Source organism: Pedobacter petrophilus, assembly GCF_009674725.1.
In the GTDB taxonomy this organism is placed as follows: domain Bacteria; phylum Bacteroidota; class Bacteroidia; order Sphingobacteriales; family Sphingobacteriaceae; genus Pedobacter; species Pedobacter petrophilus.
This window is the reverse complement of sequence record NZ_WKKH01000015.1, coordinates 99,996-115,912: the sequence shown is the minus strand read 5'-3', so window position 1 is coordinate 115,912 and position 15,917 is coordinate 99,996. Positions and strand designations below refer to the sequence as shown.

Below are 15,917 nucleotides of genomic sequence, written 5' to 3'. Positions count from 1 at the left end.
GTTACAACCTTCCTAAAACAAAATATTATTTGGAAAAATTTTAATTATTATTTGGATTTAAACACAGTTCATCCTGATGCTGACCTAAACCATAAAGCGCTTCATCTGCCGGAGAATAAAAGGCCTGTGTAAGCTGATAACCGGCTTCGCCATCGTTTGAAACGGCACTAAAAGACCTTGACGTTTGTGCTTTTTCTTCGAGAATATTTTGACCATCCAGGTGTTGATATTGAATCTGGCCTGTTTTGGCATTTACTTTAACCAAGAGCAGCCTGGTTTTGAGTTGAATCTGGTCTGCATTTTCGGTCACTGTCCAATCAGAATTTGCTTTAACCGGAATGACCATTAAACTGGCTTCGGTTGAAAACTGATCTGTTGGCGAGATTACTGTATGGATAATCTGATCGGAAATGACGTCTATCCTGATCTGTTTTCCGGCGTTTGCCGAATTAAGTTCCGGACGAACAATTATGCCCTGATTTGTTTTTTGATAATGGAGGTTCTGCGAAAAACTGAACATGGGGAATGACAATAGAATCGCCATTGTAGTGAGCAGGGAGGTGTGTTTTCTCATAGATTTTAACTTAGCCGGCCACCGGTAGCGTGGTAAGCAAGAACATTTGGTTTTCAATAAACTAAAGTAAAGGTCTCCGGGGGAATAATTTCATACTTTTTCAGCATTAGTTGATAGTTTTTTATCGTTGGGCAGTTTAACTTATTAAATTATATATCTTGTGAATTGAAACCTGCTAACCAATGAAACTTAAGATTTTTTCCCTGCTTGTCTTATCATTTTTTTCCCTCCATTCTGCTTCAGCAATTAGCCTGAACAAGGGTACAGATACTCTTTATGCGCCGGCGCTTAAACCTTTTGGCAGAACGATCATCAATGCAGCGAAAAAACTGGAACTAATTAGCTCTGCAGCACATTTTGGTTTTAAGTTTAGCGGAGATAGCTGTGTGATTTTTGCAGATGTGCCGGATACCCGGGCGCATAACTATTTGCAATATGAAATGGATGGCGTTTACCAAAATCGGATTAGGATAGAGGGAAAGAAACCAGACCCGATAACCATTAAAGCAACAGGAAAGGGTGAACATACCATTTGGATTTACAAAGCAACGGAAGCCCATACAGGGGCTATTTTAATTGGTAATATTGTAGCGAAAAAAGTTAGGGCAATTACTGTAGCAAAAGCGCCATTAATCGAATTTATTGGCAACAGCATTACTTGCGGTGCTGCTGCTGATGATAGCGAATATCCATGCGGAACGGGCGATTACCATGATCAGCACAACGCTTACCTGGCGTATGGACCAAGGGTAGCAAGGAAACTAGGAGCGAACTATTTAATGAGCAGCGTAAGCGGTATCGGGATTTACAGAGTCTGGAATGCAGATGGCCCCGCAATGCCTGATGTGTATGAAAACCTTGATTTTCATCTTGGGAGCAAGCAAAAGTGGGATTTTAAAACGTATAGTCCAAAGATTGTAAGCATTGCTTTAGGTACCAATGATTTTAGTAATGGTGATGGTAAATCGGTTAGGAAACCTTTCGATAACGAGTTATTTGTAAAGCGTTATGTAGACTTTATCAAACTGATTAAATCTAAATATCCAAAGGCTCAGATTGCCCTGTTAAGTAGCCCGATGGTAAAAGGAGCGCAACGCGATGTGTTTGAGAAATTACTGACCGACATTAAAAACCAGGTTGACTCGCGGTATCCGAAAGACAAGGAAGTAAAAACATTTTTCTTTCAGCCGATGGACCCACATGGATGTTCCAGCCATCCGAGCGTGGCCGATCATCAGATCCTGGCGGATGAGCTTTATCCTTTTTATCAGGCCATGTTGAGATAACCAATAAGCCAATTAAATCCTTCTCGATTGGTCGTGCTTGCGAAGCCCATTCCATATTGGCTGAAGCAATCTTTCTGGCTGGGTTTGCAAGGTGTTAATCGGAGCATCCTCAAGTCGAGCTAATGTTAGAAAAAGAAAGCAATGCTTACCTTCGTTAAAATAATCAGTGATTCATGTACGAAATTTTACGCAAACACATAGAAAAACAAATCGCCTTAACAGATGAGGAATTTGATTTTGTGCAGCGCCATTTCGAAATTAAACGATATAAAAAACATCAGTTCATTATTCAGGAAGGGGAAATGGTCAGGTATTCTTACTTTTTAATTTCAGGGTTAACTAAGCTGGTGCATCATGATGAAAGTGGTAAAGGGCATATTGTTTCTTTTGCCATGGAAGACTGGTGGGAAAGTGATTTCCATGCTTACCTCACTCAAACGCCGGCAACCCTATCGCTGGAGTGTATTGAAGATACGGTGGTGCTGTGCATTTTACTGGCAGATTATAGAAAACTGTGCGCCGGACTTCAAAAAGTAGAATCATTTTTTCTGGAGAAGGCCCATTTTGGCAACATCGCCGCACAAAGGCGAATCTTATCATTGCTCACCGCTAATGCAAAAGAGCGTTATGGGCAATTGCTCAAACAGTACCCGTCTTTATTTCAGCGCGTTCCGAAATCATTGCTGGCTGCCTATCTTGGTGTATCCAGAGAAACGCTGAGCAGATTGGCCGGTTAGTGTGATAAACCTCACTTAAAAATGGTGAGGTACCGCAACTGATTTTATCGCCCATTCCCTCAATTTTGTGGTATAGCAACATTGCTATAAGTAAACAATTTGAAATGGAAACACGAGCAATAAACCCATGGAAGTGGCAGGATCAAAGAAATTATGTACAGGCGGTAGAAGTGAAGGCTGTAAACGGCACGCTATACTGTTCAGGGCAAACCGCTATTGATGCGGATGGAAAATCGAGTGATGCTGATATGGCCACGCAGCTTACCCAGGCCATTGCAAACCTGGAACATTTAATTACTGAGGCAGATTATGATTGCAAAAACATTGTACGTTTAAATGTATACCATACCGATATCAATGCATTTTTTGATGGTTTTCATATTCTGCAAGATTGGGTGGTTAAACATGGGATCAGGCAGGCGACAACAGTAATCGAAGTAAAAAGCCTTTTTGAAACCCTGAAAGTAGAGTTGGAAGCTACTGTGGTTAAGTAGCAGGTTTGATAAATGCCTAAACGGCGAGATTATAAATACAAGGCTTGCTAGTTGGCAAACCTTGTATTATAGCTAAATTCTATTTTTATTTTTTTTCCCTGATGTAAATGTTACCGTGATTAGATTTGAGAATGAGATCGATGCCTCCGCCATTTATTTTTCCATTAAGTGATTCTGCATTAATTCCAACGTCATCGCCAAATGACGAAGTATTTCCATCTTCATTTTCACCAGTGGTTTCCGTCTTTTTGATAGTTAAAGATTGAACTCTTTTTACTACAACCACTTTGTTTATGTTTAACCCTGTTATGTTTGTTTTTTGTTCAGCAACCGGGTTTATTGCAATTTTTAAATCATCAGCCGCATAGATTTTGCCATAATTACTTATTGCTTCAACACTTGCTTTTGCTGAAACAGGAAGGGCAACATCAACATGCCCATGCACAGAAATAATAGAGATGGGGCCTGTTAGGTTGGTGGGAAAGGAAGCATCAACCGAGCCGTGTAAGGTTTTGATATTCATCGGGCCCACATTATTAATGAGTACAATATCATTACCGGTTACGGATACATCTATCTCCGTTTTTAGATTTTTCAGGATTACGGTATCCTGGTAAATATTGCTGTTATTGCTAAAGGAAACGCGGATATTTCGAGGTAATTTGATGATCAGTTTTGGTTGGTTAACTAAGCTAACCGGATTTACATTAATATCGTCTCCCTTCACCGTAACATCAAAGCCAAGGCCGCTATTGTCTTTAAACCCCGAACTGTTAAATGCTTTCAAACCTTTAGCACGCTCATCAACCTCATCCTCCTGATTTTCAGGAAGAGAAAATATGATTTCGTTTCCATCGTAACCCTCTACCGTTGCGCCGCTAATGTTGAGGTTCAATTTGCCGCTGCTTTTAGCGAGTTTATATTCTTTCTGTGCCGATGCAGATAAGGTGATGGCGAATAACGCAAATAATAAGGCTAGTTGTGGTTTCATATTTAATTTTTTTTCGGTGATTAAAATTTATTTTCCTTAAGTAGAATCTGATAAGCCTCATCTTTTACGGCTTCCATTGTTGATGGATCGTTCACTAAGGCATAAAGTTGTTCATCAATTTTAATGTGTTGCATTCTGCCCAAAAGGTTAACCAGCGATAGCTGTACCATTGGATCATCCTGATGATTAAGCGCCTTTACCAACAGGTTGGAAACATGTGCATCTTGCTGATATTTTTCCAAAATACTGAGTGCCGCCAAACGGACATTACTATTTCGATCATTTTGAATTGTATTGGCCAGCCGGTCAAGAAGATCATAACTGATGAAGCCGCTCTTTTTGATGGCTAAAACAGCAGCTAACCGGGTGCTTGATGAAGTACTGTCGTTCAATTGTTTATTGAATATTGGATCGAGTTGCGCTATGGGCGGAAGCTGGTTTTTAAGGCTATACTTTTTTACCCGGGGAACTGCTTTTTGTGTAGCAAACTGAACCTGTTTTTTCTCATTGGTAATTACCTTTACTAATGGCTTCGCATCTGTTTTTTTTGCGTTTTTGCCTTTGTTTATTGCCAGATGCTGCTCAGGCTTTTTCGCCCCTTCTGTTCTGTTGAAGAACCAAAATCCTGAAGCAATTACCAGTAAAACAGCAGCGGCTGCTACCCAACGTGCGGGTTTTATACTTAAAACCCGGGTCTTTTCAGGCGTGGGATTTTGAGCCAGTTTAGCCTTTAATCCGGCAAGGTCAAACAGTGGTGCCTCCAGATGATCAAAATCTTCCCGGTGCTGGTCCACAAAATCTTTTATCGGATCATTCATAATAAGCTTTATCCTTTAGTGATACTAATATTTTCTTTTTTGCCCTGTGGTATTGTGTTCTCACTGTTGCTGGTGCAATCTCCAGTAGCACTGCAATTTCTTCCTGAGTCATTTTTTCGAAGAGATACAGGTTTATTATTGTTTTGTAACCATCCGAAAGTTCATTAATACAACGGCGTACATCTTCTACTCTGTTTTCAAAAATCTCGTCAGCCCTGAGGTCGTAATCTGCTTCCGCCCTAAGCTCCTGCTCGCCCAGGTCTGAAAAAAGCAGCTTTCTCCGCCGCAAATGAGAGATAGATTTGTTAATCGCCATTCTTCTTACCCATGCTTCAAAACTATTAATGTTGGTCAATCGCTTCGGGTCACTAAAAGCCGTAAAAAAAGTTTCCTGCAAAATATCTTCGGCTTCAGCGCTATGCGAAATCAGCCGGCTAATCGAGTTGAAAATTCCTTTAGCATAGCGGTTGTACAATCCGGTATAGCCAGAATCTTTACCTTCCAGGCACATTGAAATGAATTCCGTATCAGATATGTAGTCTTTTTGAAGCAAGTAGCGTTTAGTTATCGTCGTTCTAATGTTTTCTATCTTGTAGTCGCAAGATGGTTAATAATGTTGCATCAGGAAACCGGTTTTTTTTGAAATAATTACTAAGCAGCGGACAATCTGCTTAAAGATTGTTAAAAAAATTGATTTTAAATTGATAAATATCTCATGATCAGTTGGATGAGAAGCATGGCGTTTAATTGAGGAAAGCATTTTCTACATTGCTTTTGTACATTAATTTGGCAATTGTAATGGATAATTCCAGTTTTAAAGGACTTAAAGTTTTAGAAAAACAGAAATATTTTCAGGTCGATACAATAATGATCGAAAATTGCCGTCTTTATATGGAGAGCGTTAATTTAGATTAAACGGGAGTCGTCCATAAGGATGATTCCCGTTTTCCTTTTTTAGTCCAATTTAATAGCTGCAAGTTGATACCCTCTATCAGAGACTGCTTCAAAAATTCTAAATCTTTTTATTAGTGATCAATTGCTTTCGCAACCGCCACGGGATCAGTCTTAAATAAGCCGGAGAGAAATATTTTAAAAATATTTTCAGGTCGATACAATAATGATTGAAAATTGCCGTCTTTATATGGAGAGCGTTAATTTAGATTAAACGGGAGTCGTCCATAAGGATGATTCCCGTTTTCCTTTTTAGTCCAATTTAATCTCTGCAAGCGATACCCTCTTTCAGGGGCTGCTTCAAAAATTCTAAATCTTTTTATTTATGGTCAAATTGCTTTCGCAACCGCCGCGAGAGCAACTTAAATCAGCCTGAGGGAAATATTTTAAAAATATTTTCAGGTTGATACAATAATGATTGAAAATTGCCGTCTTTATATGGAGAGCGTTAATTTAGATTAAACGGGAGTCGTCCATAAGGATGATTCCCGTTTTCCTTTTTAGTCCAATTTAATAGCTGCAAGCCGATACCCTCTTTCAGGGGCTGCTTCAAAAATTCTAAATCTTTTTATTCATGGTTAAATTGTCTTGGCAACCGCCACGAGATCAGTCTTAAATAAGCCTGAGAGAAATATATTAGAAATATTTTCAGGTTGATACAATAAAGCGGTTAAATTCTCGTCTTTATATGGAGAGCGTTAATTTAGATTAAACGGGAGTCGTCCATAGGATGATTCCCGTTTTCTTTTATTCTGTTTTTTTGCGGGATTAATCTCGACGGAAATTAAACATGCAGTTTTGGTTTCGGCTTACGCCAATCCCAGGGCGCAATTGGGTTTGCATCACGCCATAGACCTGCTTTGTTTTTCCTTGCAGTAATTTCAAGCTGTGCATAACCAGCATCAGTAGAATATTTTTTGTAATGCCATGCCATTCCCTGCCTGATCATTTCCTGATTAAGGATTTGTTTTTTTTGATTTTTGACCACCGCAATTAACCGCCTATACCGGTCGTATTTCTGCCTATATATGATTACATATTGCCCGAAGCATAAATCGGATAATGCTTGCTTTGCGTTGTTGCCAAAAGGCTGAGACCGGCGTTTCTCCGGACAATCAATATGTGCCAAACGTATTTTGATTGGTGTTTTCTGGTATAAAACTTCCATGGTGTCACCATCCATAATGCGGACTACTTTAGCGCTGAAAGTTTGATTTTTAAGGTTTAGCTCCTGCAATTCTGTCTTTTGTAAAAAAGGCTGAATCAACAGAAGTAAAAAAAGTGTCGTTATTTTTCCCATTTGCATAAGGTCTTGCCTTGTTTTTTTGCTTCTTCTAAAGTAACTGATATCAGCTGGTAATGGCAATTGCTCAAGCCACGACAATCGGTGCGAAGGTGATATTTTTTGCCGCCATCGCTGTTGCAAAGGTAAACTGTTGTGGTTTCTTTGCAAGTGGCCATTGCCAGAAAGAACAGAGATAAGAAAATAGTTTTCATGGGATGTTAGAAAATTTTTTACAAAAATTTAAAATGTGAGGTTGCCGGCTTTTTCAAACCTCAAGGCAACCCCTACATTTTCCGAGCGCTAATTGTTAATGGGATATATTTTTGGGTGATTTTTCTTGCCTCAAAATTAATGATGAGCGAATGGGTTTTTATACGGGAAACCGTAAAACGATAATTATTTGAAAAAAGATAGAAGATCATCAATAGGGGCTGCTAGGCGGAAAGAGACTGTTTTTTCGCTGCGCTGGCTTTTCTCGGCTAGCCGCCGAAGGGCTCGTTCTTTATTCTTGATAATAAAGAACCAAACAATTACCAGTATTTCGACAAGCTCAACATGACAAATTTTGATATCACTAATAATGATGATGCAGGCTCGTTTCAGTACACGGAAATTTTTGCGGTTAAACGATCTGAAATATTTGAACCCCTGCAAGTGGTTTAGATAATCCCAAAATCTTTGCAGTAAGCTACCAATTGCTCATTTTTAGAAAATTCCAAAACTTCTTTCATCATATTTAACCTTTTCTCTACACTACTCAGTCCAGATGGTTTAATGTCGTTTTCCTGCAAGTAAGATGGAATGTTTTTTTGAAGTGTACCTTGAGAGAGCAAGGAGATAATGGTGATGTCGTAACTGGTAAATTCAAAAGTGTTTTTTTGCTTTACACTCTGTTTTAGATCTGGTGAGAGATAAGTTCTGCCTTTCGCTAAGGCATCAATTGCCAGCTTCAGGTCTTTAGCATCATGACGTGCTTTACGTACGAAACCATTGATGCCATGCTTTTTAAAAAGGTCGTCAATAAGCGCAGGTTTGTTTTCAGCGGAGAATACGAGCACTTTAATATTGGGGGCTATTTTCCTCACGGCATCAATAAGTTCTACGCCTCCGGCAATTTCTTGTTTTCGGTGGTCTTCCTCGAAAGAAAGATCGGTGATTAATAAATCAAACGGAGCTTCGCCTTGTAGGTTTTTTCTAATATGCATTAATGCATCGTCGCAATAATAGGTGTATTCGGCTCTTGTAATATTCAGGTCTTCTAAAGTTTTACGCACAGAAATGCTGGTCATTTCTTGGTCTTCTGCAATTAATACGCTTTTAAACATCATCATTAATATTTAGGAAATAGGAAATAAGATCTGGATTTTAAGTCCTTTCTCCACTTCGGTATCAAAGATAATTGCTCCGTTAATTTCTTCTATACGGTTTCCCGTATTCCGCAAGCCGTTATTAAATTGTTTGCCTTTCGGCATTCCTACACCGTTATCGGTATAATAAATTTTGATCTGTTCACCATTATTTTCAAACCTCATGGCAACATTGCTGGCCTGGCTATGTTTTTTCATATTCACCATTAGCTCCTGAATAATGTGCTCGATTTCGTATTTAGTTTGCTCACTTACTTTCAGCCATAATTCGGCATCATTCCCGGCAATCAATACTTTTCTGGTTTCTGTGGCAAATGAAGTGAGCAATTCAGAAAGCCTTTCGTGAAAAGGCTTATTCACTTCCATTGGTTTTTCATAAGAGATATCCCGCGATTTCTCATAAAGATCCTCAATCTTATCCAGTACATGATTTCGATCCAGATCGTGCTGATTTTCAATCTCTGTCATTACCCGGTATAACCCGTTGGCTACCACATCATGAACTTTTTTTGAAGTCTTTAATTTACTTTCAGTAATGGCTTTTTGGCTCTGTGTTTCAATATCCCGTTTACGTTTCCGATACCAGAAAATGCCACTTACTAAGATGAATAATGCTACTGAAGAGATGATAATGATTTGGTATTTCTTATCACCGTTCTCTTTTTGTAGGGTTATGTTATCTGCCTTCTGTTTTTCCGTTTGGTAACGAATTACTGCAAATTGGTTTTTAGCGGCTACACGTACTGTCCTTATGCTATCATCAAGAGCTTGATAGGTTTGAAAATAGTGCTTTGTTTCTTCAGGAGGACTCAGTTTGATAAGTTTTTGTAAAGCTTCTAAACGGTCATCAACACTGTTTATTACTTTAGAATTTTGATACCTCATGATAGCATAAAATAAAGCAGAATCAGGCATCTTTATCGTATAATAATCAGCAAGATGTGCATAGCTAGCATTTAGACCTAATAAATCATTATCTTCTTTGCGCATCTCTAGTGCCTTTAATAATTGCGGTGCAGCTTGATAATTCGAGTTTTGTAGCCACTTCGTTAAAGCAAGATTTGATAATATCTTTGCAGATATATTTTTGTTAGTTTGTTGCTTTAGAAGATTTTGATAAATCTCTATTGCTTTTTGATAGGCTCCTCTTTTCCTATAAACATTTGCAATGTTATTTTTAAGAATGGTCTCTGGAATTTTACCAGAAATATAATCTAAAGCTTCAGTATAAAATACAATAGCTTGACTGTAGTCTTTTAAATTTTCTGTGGCAAAGCCAAGATTATTTAGGTTTGATTTATTATATATGTCATGCTCTTTTATTTTTTTGTCAAAATATGAAGATGCGTTAAGAGATATTTCTTGACCGCCGAAAAAATCTCCGTTATTAGTTGATATAATTGCCATATTTAAAAGGCATTTTCCAACACCTAAACTATCTCTCTGCAGTAGAAAAAGATCTTTTGCTTTATCAAATTGGGAAAAAGCTTCTTTACTTTTATCCTTTTTTAAATATTCAAATGCTCTGTCGTAAAAAGGGTTTGTTTGTTCTTTTTGAGTTTTAACTTTATGGTTCCTATCCAGACATGAGAATAAGAATATAATAGACGATAGTATTATGATAGGGCGTTTCACTTTTCTAGATTTTATTCTAAATTAAGAATTTAAACTAATCAGTGCTAGATAAAATATATGTTTCCGTTTACTAATCTAAGCCTAACCTAAATACATCATGTGTAAATTGAAATAAAAACAAAAAAGGTGGCTATAAGCCACCTTTTAATATTACTGTCTTTTAGGAGGTGGAATTTGCCCTCCCTCCCCACCAGTATCGTCACCTGGAGGCTGATCGCCCGGATCTCCTTCTTCACTGTTAGTTGTATTTACAGTAGTAGTGGTGCCGCCAGCACATGGCGTAGTTGAAGGATTTACAAATCCTAAGAAAAGAGCAATAATATAAGGTAAAAACATGATTCAAAAATTTTAGAAATGAAATACTGTGTAGTTCCCCCCGCACCATGCGAGGGGGTTGCTACGGTTGTAAATCAGAAGGCCTTCTGAAAATTTTTGGGAAGTAGGAGACTCAAATGCGGAAGCTTATAACTGCTTCCCAAACCGGCTATTTACTTCCGCATCTTTGTCTTTATTTAGAAATCTGCACGGCGTTGTTTTTCTTTTTGCACAACACTTGCGCTGATTGTCTGGAACAAATGTAGGGTGGTTTAAAGGGCAGATATGCAGGCGATTCCGGTAATTCTGATCATTCCGATTGAATTCCGGTATTCCGTTTTGCAATTCCGGAAATTCCGATTACTTTGTGCTAATTATCGTCTCTAGCATGTTTGAACACTATCAGAATCAGGTATTATTAGCTTATAAATACAAACTTGCTAATAACCAATTACCACACTTAAATGCCATTAGTCCGGCATTATTAAGGCAGGAGTGCATAAATACTTTTAAAGTGCGGTATAATCCTGAAAAAGATGACGTAGCATTAAGGACATTTTTTGGCCCGGATGAAAGAAACAGGGGATACCTGAGAGTAATTGATGAACATCCGAGAAATAAATTTAGAGCCTTGTCTATTTTTTTTCAAGGTGGTATTACTAAACCAGATCAAAAAAATTTAGAACTTTTAGCTTGGTTAATTGATTTTGAAGGTCGCCCCTATCAACGAAGAGATGCTTATGATATATCAACACCAATAGACAAAACAGATGTAGAAGGTAATCCACTAACTACGGCGGAACTTTCACCAGCTGAGGTCAAAATTGGTTCGAATGAAGATGCAGCGCAAGGAACTGAAGACCCCGCGAAAGAAGAAGATCTTGAGCCTGAAATAAACCCCACCGCAGCACGTACTATAGCCACATTAATTACAAAAACAAAAACAGCTGCCAGTACAGGATGGTGGCATATCCCTAAAAAGTTTAATAGAACTATCTATGCTTTTACTGCTGCGGCCATTGTGCTGGCCTCAGCATATATCTTTTTTAAACGGAATAAACAATGTATGTACTGGGATGGTAATCAATATGAAGCAGTTGCCTGTAATGAAAACCCTGGCAATTTTTCAGTTATTGCTCTGGATGAGGCTAAGGAAGAAAAATTAAAAAGAATACTTAGACCAGATACCCTTACCATAAATTCGGTAAGAAAGGTTTGGTACAATAAAGTGTGGGCGGATAGTTTAGATTTTTATACAGATTCTGGGAGTGTTCCAACAGATACCAGAAAAAGATTAATGCCAATGACAGAATATATTTTGAATAAATATGTGATTCAGAAAAAGATAGCTAAAAAGCCATAAAGTACAAATCCCGATCTTAGTTTACTAACTTAATTATAGGTTTAGTCGATCCTGGTATATTAATGACATCGATATTTGGAATTGGCATTTTAATCAGGTTTGCGGTTAAAGAAGAAGTATCGTGCCTTTTAATTAATGCTGCAATATCATTTACGGTGGAGGACAGAATTCTTAGTGTCAGTAAATACCATTTATCCAGGTTTCTGATATTTTGAACTTTGCTTTCTCCATTTGTATAAACCAGGTTAATTTTTTGATTATAATCGAACTGAACCTGATCCAGAAATGTTAGTTTCTCTGTGATTAGGATTAAGGCATCATCTGGAAGATTTAATCCTTTGATTGCCAATACACGGTTATTTTGAATTAAATAATCAAGCCCATCAAAAGTTATGAGGGTTAGTTTATTTCTATTGAAGATATGTTGAGGTACGGGAAGGTCTGACAATGAAACCGGTTTTGAACCGTGTTTCTTGTTAAATTCATGCTTCGCTGAAATCATTTTTTTAATCAGCTTATTACCGTCGATGCTTTCATATACTTCGGATAGGGAAGATGCTGTATAATTTGGTTCATTTTGTTGTGCGAAAGCATTGGAAGTTAAGATAGCGGCGAAGATAGAGAGGCGGAAAAGTCGTTTCATGTTTATTATTTCACGCAAAAATATATAAACCATTCAGGAAAATATGTTTATTGTAGGTGTAGTATTACATATTTATGGCCTTTTATTAAAATATGTTTTGATAAAAGTCAATTTTTATTAGTTTTTTTCTCACCATATCCAGCCAGAGTAGTGGTTTTTTCTTGACATTATTCGTTTGATAATGAGGTATTTATTATTGTGTTTGTTTGATAGCTATATAGAATAAGAATGTAAATATCTATAGATGGATAGGTGAATTCGAAGAAAGTGGCATCTTTAAGGCCATATTAATGTTTTCAGACCGGAATAATCCAGATTTTCGGGGTATAAATAACTATGAAAGTCAGGATTATCCCAATGAATGTTTTTTATAAAGAAACACCTGAAGATTTTGATGGGCAAATGACGTATAAATAAGTGGTTATGGATATATTTACGCTACAAAACAAAGGCATTTGTGCCGGATAGGATTTAACTGTTATTTTTATGAGTGACGATTTTTTGGGTTATCTGTTCGAAAAACGAGATAGAACCAGCCAAATGCCATCGAACGAAGTGATCGCACACTGGGCAGCTAAAATCGTCGATCTGTTATATCCTGAACATAGCGTTACGCAGTTCGAAAATAAAGAAGACTTAATTTCTTATACCGCTCGCTTAAAAACGGAACTCCTGATGATTGCATCAGCAAGCGGAGACGGAAAGGCAAAAGATTATCAGGAATTGACTCATCATTTTTTTGAACAGTTGCCATCCCTTTATGAAATTCTGACCACTGATATTTCTGCTATTTACAAAGGTGATCCGGCAGCGGTGAGCGAGTTTGAGGTCATCCGAACTTATCCGGGTTTCTACGCCATTTGTTTTTACCGAATTGCACATGCTTTAAATAGGCTTGGACTTCGGCTGATCCCTCGCATTCTTACGGAACACGCCCACTCGAGAACAGGAATAGATATCCATCCGGCAGCAGAAATTGGAAAATACTTCTATATAGATCACGGCACTGGCATTGTTATTGGCGAAACGTCTGTTATTGGGGAGCATGTAAAGTTATATCAGGGGGTAACTTTAGGGGCTATGAGTGTAAAAAAAGAATTAGCGGGTAGCAGAAGACATCCAACAGTAGAAGATCGCGTGGTCATCTATTCTGGCGCAACCATTTTAGGTGGCGATACAACCATTGGCCATGATAGTGTGATAGGTGGCAATGTTTGGCTAACCGAAAGTGTAGATCCATATTCGTTGGTTTACCACTCACCAACCATTACCATTAGAAATATAAAAGAGAAAAATTAAGCTTATGGCGGGAATTGTAGATTTAATTGGAAATACGCCGATGGTGCAGCTAGGTAAACTTAGTCCGAATCCAAACGTAAAAATTTTTGCCAAACTAGAAGGAAATAATCCCGGTGGCAGTGTAAAAGACAGGGCTTCTTTGAATATGATTCGCAGTGCGATTGAACGTGGCGAAATTAAAAAAGGAACACGATTGGTGGAAGCAACCAGCGGAAATACCGGAATTGCACTGGCCATGATTGCCAAGCTTTATGATTTGGATATCGAATTGGTGATGCCGGAAAATTCTACCCGCGAGCGTAAAGTGACGATGGAAGCGTTTGGCGCTAAGGTAACCCTGCTCGAAAGCATTGAAGCTTGTAGAGATTATGCGGAAGAGAAAGGTGTTTCTGATGGTTATTTTCTCCTCAATCAATTTGCAAACCCAGATAATTACCTGGCACATTACAAAACTACTGCGCCAGAAATGTGGAGAGATACGAACGGAAAGATTACCCATTTTATAAGTTCGATGGGCACAACCGGTACAATAATGGGCTCTTCTAGATATCTTAAAGAACAAAACCCGGCTATTCAAATTGTAGGTTGTCAACCTACAGAAGGCTCTTCAATCCCCGGAATTCGCCGTTGGCCAAAAGAATATTTGCCAAAGATTTTCGAACCGGAAAGGGTAGACAGGGTAATGGATATCAGCCAGGAAGAAGCCGTGGAAATGTCTAGAAGATTGGCCAAAGAAGAAGGGATTTTTGCAGGAATGAGTTCCGGAGGTGCCTGTGCTGCTGCTATTCGCCTGGCGAAAGAACTGGATTCTGGCTTATTGGTTTTCATCACCTGCGATCGTGGCGACCGTTACCTGAGCAGCGATTTGTTTGGCTAATTGAGCAATTGCCCGGTTTAACTCACCTTGAGATCCTATCTTTCCATTCTTTTTCTGCTTAAATATTTCCTTACCGGGATATCGTAGAAGATCATTGTGAGATAAGCCAATAACACCAGTAAAACCATTCCGGCAATGATGATTGCGGCCAATTCACCGCCCTGTGGCTGATGCGTATTATAATAATTGCTGAACATCCAAATTGCAGCATAATGCGTCATGTACAAAGGGTAGGAAAGGTTTCCAAGAAACACACAGGGCTTTCTGAAGCTTTCGCTGATATTTGTGCCAGCACCCAAAGCGATTAATAACGGGAAATAAAGTAACACCACCAGGAATTCTGCCAGCCAGTTATATTTAAAAAACGGCATCAGGAATGTTAGACTCAGTAACACTGAAAGACCGATAAATCCTAAGTTGTTTTTGATTATAAGTTTGTAACGAAAGATTAAGAGGCCGGCTAAAAAGGAGTAAAAAATTCTTGCGCCCCCATCCCAAAAGTTAGCGCCTGCCCAGCCACCCATAAGCGATCCGCTGTTATAGGCTACCATTGGCAGGATAAAACCAGCCACTACAGCCAGCACAATCAGGTACTTCTTGCCTAATCTGAAAAGTATAAAAGCGTAAAATATATTGGCCACATATTCCCAGAATAACGACCAGGATGGTGCATTTAGTCCAAATAAATTAAAGGCCCGCTCTTCAATAATTGGGAAAGGAATCAAAAAAGCTGAACTGAGAAAGAGTAAAATTATTTTACCTAAGCTGAAAATAGCCGGATGTCCGCCAAAGGGATCAAATAAAAAGGCAAGCAGGCCGAGTATCGATCCGAGCAATACCAGGGGATGAAGCCTGATTATTCTTGATTTGAAAAATTCGATGGTGCCCATTTTTTTCATCCGGTCATCGTAAGCATATCCAATAACAAACCCCGAAAGACAGAAAAAGAAATCGACAGCCAGAAAACCATGGCCAATAATGTTTTTGGTAAAATCGGTATGCACCATTTCCATGAAATGATAGGTAACCACGCCTAATGCGGCTATTCCCCTCAAACCATCCAGAACAGTAAAATGTTGTTTTGTTTTAAGAATTTCCTGGTTTACGGTGTTCATGATTCGTTCTACAGCTAACTAATTTTATCGACTCCCCTAACAAGAATAACGATTTAGCAAGGGTTTTCAAACTGAAACTAAAATGGCATAAACAAAAATAAGGCTTCGATATTATACTAAAGCCTTATTTTATGGATTGACGAAAACCTACTTAATGGTGATTACGC

Annotated in this window: 17 protein-coding genes; 6 read left to right on the top strand and 11 right to left on the bottom strand. The window is 38.4% G+C overall.

Annotation, left to right across the window (positions count from 1 at the left end; genetic code table 11):
• Positions 1 to 40: 40 nt before the first annotated feature.
• Positions 41 to 574: a DUF4968 domain-containing protein gene (locus GJU39_RS11880; RefSeq protein ID WP_154281015.1), complete on the bottom strand. Its 534-nt coding sequence runs from the start codon at positions 572 to 574 to the stop codon at positions 41 to 43.
• 182 nt (positions 575 to 756) lie between these two features.
• Between GJU39_RS11880 and GJU39_RS11875 the strand changes: the two genes are divergently transcribed.
• The 3 genes from GJU39_RS11875 to GJU39_RS11865 all read left to right on the top strand — a co-directional run bounded on the left by GJU39_RS11875 (position 757) and on the right by GJU39_RS11865 (position 3,091).
• A complete protein-coding gene (locus GJU39_RS11875) occupies positions 757 to 1,860 on the top strand; it encodes an SGNH/GDSL hydrolase family protein (protein WP_154281014.1) in 1,104 nt (367 codons plus the stop codon).
• A gap of 173 nt (positions 1,861 to 2,033) precedes the next feature.
• Positions 2,034 to 2,597, top strand: coding sequence for a Crp/Fnr family transcriptional regulator (locus GJU39_RS11870; RefSeq protein WP_154281013.1), 564 nt, complete (start codon positions 2,034 to 2,036; stop codon positions 2,595 to 2,597).
• 104 nt (positions 2,598 to 2,701) lie between these two features.
• On the top strand, positions 2,702 to 3,091 hold the full coding sequence (locus GJU39_RS11865) for a RidA family protein (RefSeq protein ID WP_154281012.1): 390 nt from the start codon (positions 2,702 to 2,704) through the stop codon (positions 3,089 to 3,091).
• Between the two features lie 85 nt (positions 3,092 to 3,176).
• Here GJU39_RS11865 and GJU39_RS11860 read toward each other — a convergent pair whose 3' ends face one another.
• The 8 genes from GJU39_RS11860 to GJU39_RS11825 form a co-directional block, all read right to left on the bottom strand.
• Positions 3,177 to 4,082 (bottom strand): DUF4097 family beta strand repeat-containing protein, encoded by a 906-nt coding sequence (locus tag GJU39_RS11860; protein ID WP_154281011.1) that lies wholly within the window; start codon positions 4,080 to 4,082, stop codon positions 3,177 to 3,179.
• A gap of 20 nt (positions 4,083 to 4,102) precedes the next feature.
• Complete coding sequence (locus GJU39_RS11855) at positions 4,103 to 4,900, bottom strand: HEAT repeat domain-containing protein (RefSeq protein WP_154281010.1); 798 nt, start codon at positions 4,898 to 4,900, stop codon at positions 4,103 to 4,105.
• Positions 4,893 to 5,453 carry an RNA polymerase sigma factor gene (locus GJU39_RS11850; RefSeq protein WP_154281009.1) on the bottom strand — a complete coding sequence of 187 codons (561 nt, stop codon included), beginning with the start codon at positions 5,451 to 5,453 and terminating at the stop codon, positions 4,893 to 4,895. Before GJU39_RS11850 ends, GJU39_RS11855 begins: the two co-directional genes overlap by 8 nt.
• A 1,182-nt stretch (positions 5,454 to 6,635) precedes the next feature.
• Positions 6,636 to 7,151, bottom strand: coding sequence for a thermonuclease family protein (locus GJU39_RS11845; protein WP_245227828.1), 516 nt, complete (start codon positions 7,149 to 7,151; stop codon positions 6,636 to 6,638).
• A complete protein-coding gene (locus tag GJU39_RS11840) occupies positions 7,139 to 7,348 on the bottom strand; it encodes a hypothetical protein (protein ID WP_154281007.1) in 210 nt (69 codons plus the stop codon). Before GJU39_RS11840 ends, GJU39_RS11845 begins: the two co-directional genes overlap by 13 nt.
• Before the next feature lie 447 nt (positions 7,349 to 7,795).
• Positions 7,796 to 8,467, bottom strand: a complete 672-nt coding sequence (locus GJU39_RS11835; RefSeq protein WP_245227827.1) for a response regulator — start codon at positions 8,465 to 8,467, stop codon at positions 7,796 to 7,798.
• 6 nt (positions 8,468 to 8,473) lie between these two features.
• Entirely contained in the window at positions 8,474 to 10,138 is a 1,665-nt protein-coding gene (locus tag GJU39_RS11830) for an ATP-binding protein (protein ID WP_342448205.1), read from the bottom strand.
• Between the two features lie 150 nt (positions 10,139 to 10,288).
• Positions 10,289 to 10,474 (bottom strand): hypothetical protein, encoded by a 186-nt coding sequence (locus tag GJU39_RS11825; protein ID WP_154281006.1) that lies wholly within the window; start codon positions 10,472 to 10,474, stop codon positions 10,289 to 10,291.
• 367 nt (positions 10,475 to 10,841) lie between these two features.
• On the opposite strand from GJU39_RS11825, the gene GJU39_RS11820 reads away from it, so the two are divergent.
• On the top strand, positions 10,842 to 11,816 hold the full coding sequence (locus tag GJU39_RS11820; RefSeq protein WP_154281005.1) for a hypothetical protein: 975 nt from the start codon (positions 10,842 to 10,844) through the stop codon (positions 11,814 to 11,816).
• 16 nt (positions 11,817 to 11,832) lie between these two features.
• Here the strand turns inward: GJU39_RS11820 and GJU39_RS11815 are convergent, their stop codons facing one another.
• Positions 11,833 to 12,459, bottom strand: coding sequence for a hypothetical protein (locus GJU39_RS11815; RefSeq protein WP_154281004.1), 627 nt, complete (start codon positions 12,457 to 12,459; stop codon positions 11,833 to 11,835).
• A 486-nt stretch (positions 12,460 to 12,945) separates the two neighbouring features.
• On the opposite strand from GJU39_RS11815, the gene epsC reads away from it, so the two are divergent.
• Positions 12,946 to 13,758 carry a serine O-acetyltransferase EpsC gene (gene epsC / locus GJU39_RS11810; RefSeq protein WP_154281003.1) on the top strand — a complete coding sequence of 271 codons (813 nt, stop codon included), beginning with the start codon at positions 12,946 to 12,948 and terminating at the stop codon, positions 13,756 to 13,758.
• A 4-nt stretch (positions 13,759 to 13,762) separates the two neighbouring features.
• A complete protein-coding gene (gene cysM, locus GJU39_RS11805; RefSeq protein ID WP_154281002.1) occupies positions 13,763 to 14,635 on the top strand; it encodes a cysteine synthase CysM in 873 nt (290 codons plus the stop codon).
• A 35-nt stretch (positions 14,636 to 14,670) separates the two neighbouring features.
• Here the strand turns inward: cysM and GJU39_RS11800 are convergent, their stop codons facing one another.
• Complete coding sequence (locus GJU39_RS11800; RefSeq protein ID WP_154281001.1) at positions 14,671 to 15,750, bottom strand: acyltransferase family protein; 1,080 nt, start codon at positions 15,748 to 15,750, stop codon at positions 14,671 to 14,673.
• Positions 15,751 to 15,917: the final 167 nt, after the last annotated feature.